Origin of the sequence: Psychrobacter sp. D2 (genome assembly GCF_013608135.1) — a bacterium.
Lineage (GTDB): Bacteria > Pseudomonadota > Gammaproteobacteria > Pseudomonadales > Moraxellaceae > Psychrobacter > Psychrobacter cryohalolentis.
In genome coordinates this window covers 409,047-419,617 of record NZ_JACDXZ010000001.1, presented here as the reverse complement: position 1 = coordinate 419,617, position 10,571 = coordinate 409,047, and the positions used below count along the sequence as shown (strand labels likewise).

9 protein-coding genes are annotated in these 10,571 nt (G+C 40.7%); all 9 read right to left on the bottom strand.

The window, feature by feature from the left end:
* Positions 1 to 109: 109 nt before the first annotated feature.
* The 9 genes from H0262_RS01850 to gspG all read right to left on the bottom strand — a co-directional run bounded on the left by H0262_RS01850 (position 110) and on the right by gspG (position 10,131).
* A complete protein-coding gene (locus tag H0262_RS01850) occupies positions 110 to 922 on the bottom strand; it encodes a PilX N-terminal domain-containing pilus assembly protein (protein ID WP_181209479.1) in 813 nt (270 codons plus the stop codon).
* A 94-nt stretch (positions 923 to 1,016) separates the two neighbouring features.
* On the bottom strand, positions 1,017 to 2,390 hold the full coding sequence (locus H0262_RS01845) for a PilW family protein (protein ID WP_181209478.1): 1,374 nt from the start codon (positions 2,388 to 2,390) through the stop codon (positions 1,017 to 1,019).
* A gap of 2 nt (positions 2,391 to 2,392) precedes the next feature.
* On the bottom strand, positions 2,393 to 2,914 hold the full coding sequence (gene pilV, locus H0262_RS01840) for a type IV pilus modification protein PilV (protein ID WP_181209477.1): 522 nt from the start codon (positions 2,912 to 2,914) through the stop codon (positions 2,393 to 2,395).
* Entirely contained in the window at positions 2,914 to 3,396 is a 483-nt protein-coding gene (locus H0262_RS01835) for a prepilin-type N-terminal cleavage/methylation domain-containing protein (RefSeq protein ID WP_181209476.1), read from the bottom strand. Before H0262_RS01835 ends, pilV begins: the two co-directional genes overlap by 1 nt.
* A gap of 302 nt (positions 3,397 to 3,698) precedes the next feature.
* Positions 3,699 to 4,541 (bottom strand): ComF family protein, encoded by an 843-nt coding sequence (locus tag H0262_RS01830; RefSeq protein WP_181209475.1) that lies wholly within the window; start codon positions 4,539 to 4,541, stop codon positions 3,699 to 3,701.
* 42 nt (positions 4,542 to 4,583) lie between these two features.
* The gene (locus tag H0262_RS01825; RefSeq protein ID WP_181209474.1) at positions 4,584 to 6,002 is read right to left on the bottom strand and encodes a phospholipase A; all 1,419 of its coding nucleotides are present in this window, start codon (positions 6,000 to 6,002) and stop codon (positions 4,584 to 4,586) included.
* Between the two features lie 471 nt (positions 6,003 to 6,473).
* Positions 6,474 to 8,708, bottom strand: coding sequence for a protein-disulfide reductase DsbD domain-containing protein (locus tag H0262_RS01820; RefSeq protein WP_181209473.1), 2,235 nt, complete (start codon positions 8,706 to 8,708; stop codon positions 6,474 to 6,476).
* 59 nt (positions 8,709 to 8,767) lie between these two features.
* Positions 8,768 to 9,292, bottom strand: a complete 525-nt coding sequence (locus H0262_RS01815) for a protein-disulfide reductase DsbD N-terminal domain-containing protein (RefSeq protein WP_259275376.1) — start codon at positions 9,290 to 9,292, stop codon at positions 8,768 to 8,770.
* Between the two features lie 305 nt (positions 9,293 to 9,597).
* A complete protein-coding gene (gspG, locus tag H0262_RS01810; RefSeq protein WP_409033812.1) occupies positions 9,598 to 10,131 on the bottom strand; it encodes a type II secretion system major pseudopilin GspG in 534 nt (177 codons plus the stop codon).
* Between the last annotated feature and the right edge of the window lie 440 nt (positions 10,132 to 10,571).

Here is a 10,571-nt window from a genome sequence, read left to right as displayed (position 1 = left end):
AGCACGGCCATAATAGACATGGTTGTATAAGTATATTAGCTTATTACCAGCTATAGTTTTCAACAATCGCAACTTAGTCAAACGATTATTAGTTGCATTTGTATCGCTATTAGCTGTCTCTACATAATGCGTTGCTGCTACCTGTTTTGGCACTATTACCAAAGTAAGTACAATAATCACTGCTTTGAATATTCGCCACATCGACTTGTTCTACTAGCATTTTACTTGGAATACTATTGTCAGCCATACATTTTGTGACGCCATCCACATTATTTGAAGCGTTTTTTTCAAAGCATTCTTTTACTTTTTCATCTCTAGCACTGCCATAAGCAGGCAGTACTGAAGTCGAATAGATATCAAAGGTATACTTCTTTGAGGTTTCTTCATCAGAGTCTGAGCCTAAAGCCATGTGTGCAAAATCACCATTGTTAGCAGTGGCACTAACGTTTTTTATCATTACTTGTGTCATCGTAGTATTACGATTGCTAGTATAGTCAGTAGATTTAGTCGTATCACAATAACCCGTTGTGTTATTCACAATCTTGCCAGAACCGCGGCGTATGACGGCATTGTCGATATTAAAAAAGGAAGAGCGTGGTCGATAACAAAAATCAATGATGTCTTCGTCATTACTGCCTAAGAAATAATATCCAAATATACCGGTGATACCCATAATCTGCTTATACTGATCACCAGTTGTCAAACCATTAACCGACATCTCTATCTTGTTATTAACACTATCAGAGGACTGTAACAGTACCGTATTAATCTGATCGCTAGTAGCGAGCTTTAAGTCGGTACTGCTGTTACGTACTGCAATCACCCCGATGAGCATAATTAATACTAAAAAAAGCAATACCACAATCAATACCGCTCCGCGCTGATGAGATAATCCTATAGGATAAGAGCGATTAGTCTTCATAACTGATTACTGCCTTTATTAATAGAGTCAAATACAATATATGGTTACTCACCTACCCTGATCTTTTACGCTAATATTATTTTGAGATATATTTTTACTTACCCTTATTGCCATTTCCATTGCCGTTGCCATTGCCGTTGCCATTGCCATTGCCATTGCCATTGCCATTGCCATTGCCATTGCCATTGCCGTTGCCATTGCCATTGCCATTGCCATTGCCGTTGCCATTGCCGTTGCCGTTGCCGTTGCCGTTGCCATTGCCGTTGCCATTGCCGTTGCCGTTGCCATTGCCGTTGCCATTGTTGCCACCGCCACCTTCGCTACCGCCACCACCTTCGCTACCGCCACCACCTTCGCTACCGCCACCACCTTCGCTACCGCCACCACCTTCGCTACCGCCACCACCTTCGCTACCGCCACCACCTTCGCTACCGCCACCACCTTCGCTACCGCCACCACCAACGTTATTGCTACTGATGACCCGCATAACGCGAGCGTTACGTAGTAGAATATTTGAATCATAGACTCGACGCAGATACTTAGGCGCATCTGCTTGCGGCTTTAACGTCTGGTTACTGCCAAATATGTTAAAAACGTCGGCACTGGCATCAGGGCTGTTAGAAGTACTTCGGGCTAATATGGCAATCCTGATATTAGTAATAGCAGGCTTTGGATCTGATAGCGCCATATAATCATTTACCGTCATATCGGCATACTGGTATGTAGTCGTACTACCGGCACCTACCGATTGCTGCACTCCTAGAAGAATATTAAACTGGTCTATATCTTGGATGATAGTTTGACCTTTTTGGCTTTTACCAAATTTTTTGAGTTTATCATCATTATCGTCATCATTTTCTATGCGACCTGCGTTACAATTAAGATTCAGATTTTTTCTTAACTTTCCAGTTTTCACATCATCTTCTACTACAAAATAACGAGTAATCACACGTTCGTTTGGCTCAACTTCTTCACCTTCACAATCGTATAATATCTTTCCCGTAGTATTAATATACTGAATAGTCAACTGATCACTAAATACATTAGTATTTGTCAGACTACCATTCCATTTGCTATTATTATTTCCATTAGAATCCATACCTTGACTACGAGTTAAATATCCTGTTCTTAGCCTTTCATCTGTAATGACATTGACAGAAGCATTATTATTCTTACTAGAAGTAAGTACGATACCGCCTTTATCCGTCATATCGCTAATAGACACCCCATTATTACCTAGATTAGCCAGGCGTACTTGTGGTTCGATAGACTGTAGGCCGAACACCGCTTTATCTTGAATCTCAGAACCTGCGGTCTGAACGCGGTCAACGCGTTGACTGGTTAAAAACACTTGTATCACAGCAGCTGATATTAATAGACCTAATACCAGAGAAATCATAAGCTCAATAAGGGTAAAACCCTGTTGAAATTTATTATGTAAGTTCGGCGGTAACTGATTGTTTTTCATAGTTAATACGCCTCAATAATGATACAAGTACTACCACTCTTATATGTTCCATCAGCATTAGCACAAGCCTGAGCGCCAGTACCCATTGCCGCTTGTGTATCATCCCAAGCGGCAACTATACACTTCACTTCAGAAAATCCAGCTGTTCCTGGACAGGTAGTCATCATCACACTAATACCATATTCTGTTAGTTTGGTAACAGCAGCCTTTGATTCCTTAACAGCGACTTGTGTGGCCGTACAATTGTCTGTTATTGCTCTACAGCTGCTTAAGCTAATATCAGTGACTGAGCTTGGGTTATTAATGATCGTCTGGTACGTGTCTATTTTAGCTGAGTTAGCACGCATATTTTCTGCTAATCCTCGCAATATACTCATAGCTTGAGTACGCACTAAACTCTCGTTAGTGGCGCTAATAGCCCGTAGCTGTAAGGCGCTAAAACCTAACACTGCAACGGATAACAATAATACGGCGACAAGTACCTCTATCAATCCGACTCCGCGCTGCTGATTAAATTGACTCATCAACATGATCCTCCGAGCTGAATGCTAACAGCGCCTAGTTTACTAACAGTAATTGTTCTAGGGGTAGCTGCTTCATTACTATCACAAATAGCATAAGTTTCATCGTCAGCAGTTTTATTAGGTTTGAACTTAATATCATCATCACCGTCGATGATACTTTTTGCATTATATTGGTAGGTAGCGATTTCATCATTGTTACTACCATCATCAACTTTAATCATAATATTATGAGAACTATCATCATAAGATACCTCTATTTCTTGGCGGCGTACAACACTCTCAACTCTGGCTTCTTTTAGTGCGTTTTGCAAAATAGCAGCCGTCGACTTAACTCTTTGATTAGCAAGCTGAGTACTGATACTAGGCGCAGCAATACTAACGATAATAGCTAGCACAGCAATCGCTACCATCAGCTCAATCAGAGTAAACCCTGAGCTACTTCTACGCAATTTCTGTGGTCGATTGTTAGCCGATGCTTTCACGTCAGATCCCTATATAGCTGCTGGCATATTCAAGCATGACTGGCTTTACAGTCGTAGTGAATACCTAATATTTAAACAGGCTTTAATATAAAATAGTCAACTATAGCCATGCAATTTTTGTTCCATAAAACAAGTCTTCTAATCAGCTTAAACACTTTACTTCTCTATCTTTAAAGCAGGCTAGCTATTGGCTATTAGAGGCATATGTTTATAGTCTATCTAATTGTTAATATAGCGTGGGAGTAAAATATTAGCAACATATTAGCAACATAATGGTAGTTGCCAATATGTTTTATTAGCATCTATGACTGGCTACCATGCGCTAATGCATAGGCGTACAGATGATATTTATTATTGAAGGTAGGAGATGTTGAAGGGTAAATTGATAGAATGCGAGCTAAAGCCTGCAAACTCGTCCCTGTCGTCGCTACATCATCAAATAAAATCAAACGCTTAACGGGAGGCGGTTCAATTAGCGCAAAGGCATTGTCTAGATTACTCAAGCGTTCATCACGGGTGAGTCCTTGCTGACTGACCGTATTATCAATACGCTTGATACCTTGCCATAAAGGAATGTCCCAATGCTTAGATAAATGCGCGGCCAAAATACTGACAGGATCGAAGCCACGTTTAATGAGACGCTCATCGGTCGTTGGCATAGCGACAATCACACTATTATCATGATAGCAGCCATGAGGTCGTGGTAGTTGACGTATCACATGTAACAATAATGGCAGCTTTGTCATATCCTCATGATGCTTAAAGGCTCTAATAGCTTGGCGCATGGGATAGTCATAGTAAGTTGCTGCTTGAATGGTGAGCGTCATGCCAGCAGTAATATCAACTTCAAATGGCTTAGGCAACCACGCAATACTGCTATGGCAGTGGGCGCACAGCAATCCGCTACTAAAACGGCTATAGAGTTGCTTTCGGATTTTGCTAAAAGAAGAATGGCTGCTTGATAAAGAATACGATGTATTTTCAGCTAATAAACTGTTTTGACTGAATAATGGAGTATTTGACGAGGAGGGATTTTGTAAAAGCTGTGATTGCGGAGTACTACGATAAACGGCACATAACTGGCAGCGTAAGTTTATATACTCTGCCAGCCATAGTCCGGCTTGATAAGGCGCTAAGTGACGCATGACTTGCTGTCACTATAGGCACCGATATTTAAAGCGCTAATATTACAGCCCTTTCCAATCATTGAGTACGATACCAAAGCCGATAGAAGTATTCTCATAGTTATAATCTACGATAGATTCGCCATAACCTTGGAATACCTGCACAAAACCATTAACATTTTTAGATAACGGATAAATATAATCGATTTGCGCAGCGCCTTTATTGGTGCCTGGATTATAGCGCAACGTACCACTTAGGCTTTGTTGCCTCGGTAAATCATATAAGAACTTGATATCGCCATAACCCATGAAATCTTCGATATCTGGATTGTCTTCACTGCTGTCATTTTCATTGTTCACTCGTAACCAGAATCGCGGTATGACAGACAATTTACCCCACTCTGCCCCTGCCATCACATAAGCACGGTTCCACGAGCGCGATAATGGATCATCTTGACCATTTGAGTGGTGAATAGCACCTGCTCCGAGCATGCGCAGTCGTCCACCAAAAGGCAGATTTGCTGTCACAGGCTGGGTCAAAAATATTTCTGGCTGATAATCGGTTGCACGAAATGGTCGTGAATTGTCTTCATTATAAACTTGCCAATGCGACTCTTGAGTATAACCAAACCACAAATCAGCATTGGTATTAAACAAATCTTCTGCAACTTTAGTCTTTAATGAGAGTTGAAACTTTAGATCCGTATTACGAGTGTCATTAGACGTAAAAGGTTTTTCCGGTTGAGGTCGAGTGGGTGTACTTGGGCTTAAATTGGGATCAAAGGTATAAAACAGTGGCATAACATAAGTTGGACGATACGGTCTGACGGTCCATGTACCACGTTCACTGTTTTTATCAAGATCATATGCTAAGCTTAGCGGCGTATATTTTTCAATATCTGCTTGAGTCACGCCGACACTTTCCAGTACTTCTGCTTCTCTTTGCGTCAGTCCAACCGTATCCAAGCTTTCAGTCTCAGCGGGCGGGTTTGTTTCAATATCTTGAGGATAATTGCTCGAAACCTTTTTAGAAATGACATTGCCATTGGCAGTAATGGTACTGGTTTCTTCAGCCAGTATGACTTGAGGGTTGCCTGACAGCGTACTTATAACCGTTTTTGCCAAATCTACTGGCTGTTTACTTGTGACATAACTTGGCGTTTTGCCTTGTTCTGCAACCTTATCAAAGCACGCCAAACGGGCAGAACTGGTCTGTACTTGAGTACATTCAAAGAACAGAGCAGCCTGCTGAGCGATAAAATCTTCGCTTACTGCACTGCTATTTTGCACAGCAGTACTGGTATTTATAGGCTGTAAGCTCTTAGTCTGAGCTGTATCAGCAGCCTGAGCTTGTACTGTGAAACAAGTGAGCACTATACCAACAGCAATATGTAGAGAGCATTTAGCCGTTCGGAGCATCATTTTTTTTGGCGTTTCAAGTTTATTTACAGAGGGGCGCTGCGAAGTAATATTGGAAAACATAAGTATCCTTTATTCAACTGATCATTACTGTCAATAGAATATATGAGGTGATTGATATAACAATTAGCATCGACGCTAAACTGGCATAAAAATCAATATAACTTGGAGATAAAGGGTTGCTGTTACGCTGAATAATGCGCATTTAGCAATGTTGCTTTATTGTAATGAAAACGTACACACTATACTAGCTTTATTGCTGCATAATGTAGCGCTAAATAGATATAAGTAGCATAAAACCAAATGCTTATAATGAGTACAGAATAAAAAAAGGACCCTTTAACAAGTGTCTTGCTAATGACACTCTCAAAGTAATGTTGCTTTATTTAGCACGAAATACAACTAATCGAGTTCTGCAAGCCTTCTTCTGATAAAAAATAAAAAAAGCCAACATACTATGACAGTACGTTGACTTTTTTATAGTAATCGTATTAAGGCATCTAAAGAAATAAAAAAAGATTTCCAATACAACTATTATTTATTTAATGCCGTCAAAGTCTGCTCAAACTCTGCACGACCAATCTCACCCACTTGTTTTTGTACCAATTGACCATCTTGGTAATACAATAAAGTTGGTGGTCCAAATAATTTATAACGCGCTAAAATTGCCTTAGAATCCGCTGTGGTTTCCGTAATATCGAGTCTTACCAATTGCCAGTCTTGCATTTGTGCGGGACGATTGGTAAATAAATTCTTATCCATAATGCGACATTCAATACACCAATCAGCGGTCAAATCGACCAAAACTTTAGGATTGGCGGCAGTGATAACATCCAATTCTGCCAACGTAGTGATATGCTCATCTGAGTTATTCATCGCATTATTTTGAGCGCCAGCTTGACCGTTAGCTGACTGCACTAACATAGGGGCGGCACTTAATGAAGCTAACGGATGTAAGCTATCATCATTACCAAGTGCGGCACCAATCACTAAAGTAGCAGCCCAAATACCAGCTATCAAACCGATGGCTTGCGATAGCATTCGACCTTTACCACGCCAGCTCCATGCCCATGTTGCCACAACCATAAACCATAATGCCCATACCAGTAACATTACTGACGATATAAAGACGCGCTCTATTAATAGTAACGCCACGGCAAATAACAATAAGGCAAAACCTTGCTTGACCCAGTTCATCCATTCGCCCGCTTTTGGCATAATTTTGCCTTGGGTAGCACCAATCAAAATCAGTGGCGCTGACAAGCCAAAGCCTAGCATAAATAGGGCAGCAAAACCCAATAGCGGATTACCAATCGTTGAGACAGCAAGTAAAGCGCCAAATAATGGTGCAGAAACACAAGGTGATACTACCAATGCTGATAAAAATCCAGCAGCTAAACTGCCACCAGCGCTACCGAGCTTACTATCGCCTGCTTGGCTTAAGCCCTGCATCTTACTACTGATAAAATGCGGCAAACGAATGGTAAATACTTCAAGCATGTAAAGGGCTAACAAAACAAATATTACTGCAAAACTGATCAGGATGATTGGGTTTTGTAGCCAGCCGATGATGCCGAGTGACTCACCAAATACAGCAATGACAGCACCAAGTATTCCGTAAGCAATCGACACCCCAATCGCATAACTTGTCGTTAAAATGACACCTTTTTTAACCGTTGGATTTTGCTGACGGGCGACAATATTTGCGACGATAGGTAACATAGGTAGTACGCACGGCGTAAGCGCTAAGCCAAGCCCTGCCAAAAACAATAATCCTAATGCCAACCAAGGATGCTTGGTTAAGCCAAACGGATCGCCATCAGCCAAATTATCTGCGGTAGCTAGCGTATTATTTGTCGGAGCAACATTATCTGCTAACGGTGTATCAGCGCCAGAAATCGTATTGGTGGCGCCAATCTCTCCATCTAAAGCCTCATCATCCAACAACGCATAATCAACGACTTCATCTTCTTCTGCAAGCGCTTGCTCTGCTTCAGCACTCATTGTCTCAGTACTGTCTATACTTGTGGCATTTGGCGCTTCTGATGTTGTGACGCTATTGCTATTATCTACCGAATTTGCATTAGTAGTAGTCTCTTGATTGACATCGCCTTTAGCAACACCAGTGACATTACTTATCGTATTAACCCCAGCTTGCGGCGAGCTTGCAACGACATCGACAGTGGTTTTTATTTTCTCAGGCGGGTAGCAAAGTCCTGCTTTGGCACAGCCTTGCCAACCAATTACCATCGCTGCATTGTCAATGCTCTTGCCACTAGTACTCAGAGTAGTAGTGGCTACCATATTTTTTTGATCAAATACTGGCACTTTACCAAAAGTTGGATCATCAATTAAGACAGGCGTTTGACTAAAAGTAAACGGTGCCGCCGTAACCCCAGCAGGCAAAATGAGTTTAAGCTGATTCTTGTAAACATAATGCTCTGGAGTGATATCAAAATTAATCGATAACTGAGTGCCAGCTTTGACAGCTTTACTGCTACTCGTGACTTGAAAGGCTTTATCCACTGACAGAAATTTCGATTGTCCAGCGCTTTGATTGCTACTAAAAAGATCGCCCAATCCTGCTGCCTGCGTCGTCATAGTCGTCGCAGTCAATCCTACAAATAACGAGCTACTCGCTATAGTTAGTGCCAGTAAATAAGACTTCTTTGGCACTTTATTTACAACTGATGGCAAATTTTTTGAAGACTGATTTCTGGTGGATACCGCTTTAAATGACGAAATGCTTTTTACTGTCTTGATGGACATAAAGGACTACCTGTTATAACGACTATATAAATCAACCTACTTGCGCTATCTATTAATGACTAACGTTTGACTGCAATGTTTAACGTGGTTTTAACCTTTTCTGGCGGATAGCATAGTCCAGCTTTAGCACAACCTTGCCAGCCAATCATAACTGGCACATTCTTTGCCGCTTTACCATTTTTGGTCGTCATCATAGTCGTTGCTATCACAGTTTTTTGCGTAAATACGGGTACCTTGCCAAAAGTTGGATCATCAATAGAAACCGGCGATTGGCTAAAGGTAAATGGCGACGCATTGATACCTTTTGGAAAACTCAAGGTCAGCTTATCTTTATACACGTAATGACCTGGTGTGATATCAAAAGCGATCGATAACTGCGTGCCTTTAGCCGTCGCCTTGGTACTGCTAGTCACTTGAAACGCCTTGTCAACGGGCAAAAATTTTGATTGCTGAGCACTATTATTACTAAACAATTCCCCCAGACCTGCAGCTTGAGTCGCAACAGACGTCATTGACAAAGTAGTCATCAAAGCAGTGGCTGTTATAGCAAGCAAATAAGGCTTTTTAGTTGATTGTTTATTCATGATAATTGATTTCGATTTTAATGTTTCAATAGACATATGATTACCTCGGATTACTAGAAGAACAGCTGTTTTTTTACAATCAATAGAAAATAGTCACTCGTTTTATTAATAAATAGCAGGGTTAAGATTCCGTTTATCTGAATTTAAAGTTAGTGATATTTATAGTTAGCGATAGTCATAAAAAATATCAACCAATAACGTCTTATTGGTTGATATATTAATCTCATTAAAGATGCTTTTAGCGCCAAGGTATTTATCATGGTATCGCTTGCAAACAATACCTAAATAACTGAGTAGGCTAGAGCTTATAGCTGAGCATAAAGATCAGCATCCTGCCCTTCTCCGCCCTGTTCGCCATCAGCCCCTAGAGAAAATAAATCATAAGGTCGACCTTCACTACCTGGAGCAACATATTGCAGCTCGTTTTCCCAACCATCCGTTGGATACCCGCCTTTAATATAACCACCGTCAGGATAGTTCTTAGCTTCCGCTGGTGGCGTGGTGAGTGCTTCTAAGCCTTGAGCCGTCGTTGGATAGCGCGAATTATCTACTTTATACATATCTAGCGCATTTGATACTGTTGATAGCGCTGTTTCAGTGGTTTTAACCCGTGCTTTATCACTTTGTCCGACCACCTTTGGCACCACAAGACCGGCAAGAATGGCCAAAATCACAATCACCACCATGATTTCAATCAAGGTAAATCCTGATTGGAGATTGCTTACGCGCTGAGTGCTTGATAAAGCAACAGCTTTCTGACTTTGCGCTGCTGCTAAACACTCTGGCGTATCATCCATATTACTTGGTAAAATCGTACTTACTCGAATATTATCAGTCATAGTCATCGCTTCTGGCATCGCTTTTCGCGTCAAGGTTATATAAATAATGAAAATGGCGTTTAAGTTACCTTTATCGTCACATTCATAATAGGCATATTTACAGTGTCAAGGAGCACTGAAACGATTATTACTATAAACCATGGTTTTACTTTTATCCAGCATTGAAGGCAGGTTGTCATTTAGATCAATGTGTTATTAATAATCTATGATAGCTAACCTTTTGAAATAGCATTTGACTGTTACTCATAACTGATACTTACTATAACGCAAGGTTAGATTTGACAACAGTAAAAGCGTTGGTCGGTCAATAATATACAACAGTAAGCAAAACTTAAGAAACGTAGCCACATTTGAAGTCAAATTATTAGAATATAAGTAAAAAAAATGAACCAAAGCATCAGAAGTATGGAAGCTTTATTTGAAAATAGAAAATATGGAAA

Bases quoted from the DNA above. Each gene is read 5' to 3' on its own strand.
- H0262_RS01850 (WP_181209479.1), bottom strand. From the start codon at position 922: ATGAAGACTAATCGCTCTTATCCTATAGGATTATCTCATCAGCGCGGA.
- H0262_RS01845 (WP_181209478.1), bottom strand. From the start codon at position 2,390: ATGAAAAACAATCAGTTACCGCCGAACTTACATAATAAATTTCAACAG.
- pilV (WP_181209477.1), bottom strand. From the start codon at position 2,914: ATGAGTCAATTTAATCAGCAGCGCGGAGTCGGATTGATAGAGGTACTT.
- H0262_RS01830 (WP_181209475.1), bottom strand. From the start codon at position 4,541: ATGCGTCACTTAGCGCCTTATCAAGCCGGACTATGGCTGGCAGAGTAT.
- H0262_RS01825 (WP_181209474.1), bottom strand. From the start codon at position 6,002: ATGTTTTCCAATATTACTTCGCAGCGCCCCTCTGTAAATAAACTTGAA.
- H0262_RS01820 (WP_181209473.1), bottom strand. From the start codon at position 8,708: ATGTCCATCAAGACAGTAAAAAGCATTTCGTCATTTAAAGCGGTATCC.
- H0262_RS01815 (WP_259275376.1), bottom strand. From the start codon at position 9,292: ATGAATAAACAATCAACTAAAAAGCCTTATTTGCTTGCTATAACAGCC.
- gspG (WP_409033812.1), bottom strand. From the start codon at position 10,131: ATGACTGATAATATTCGAGTAAGTACGATTTTACCAAGTAATATGGAT.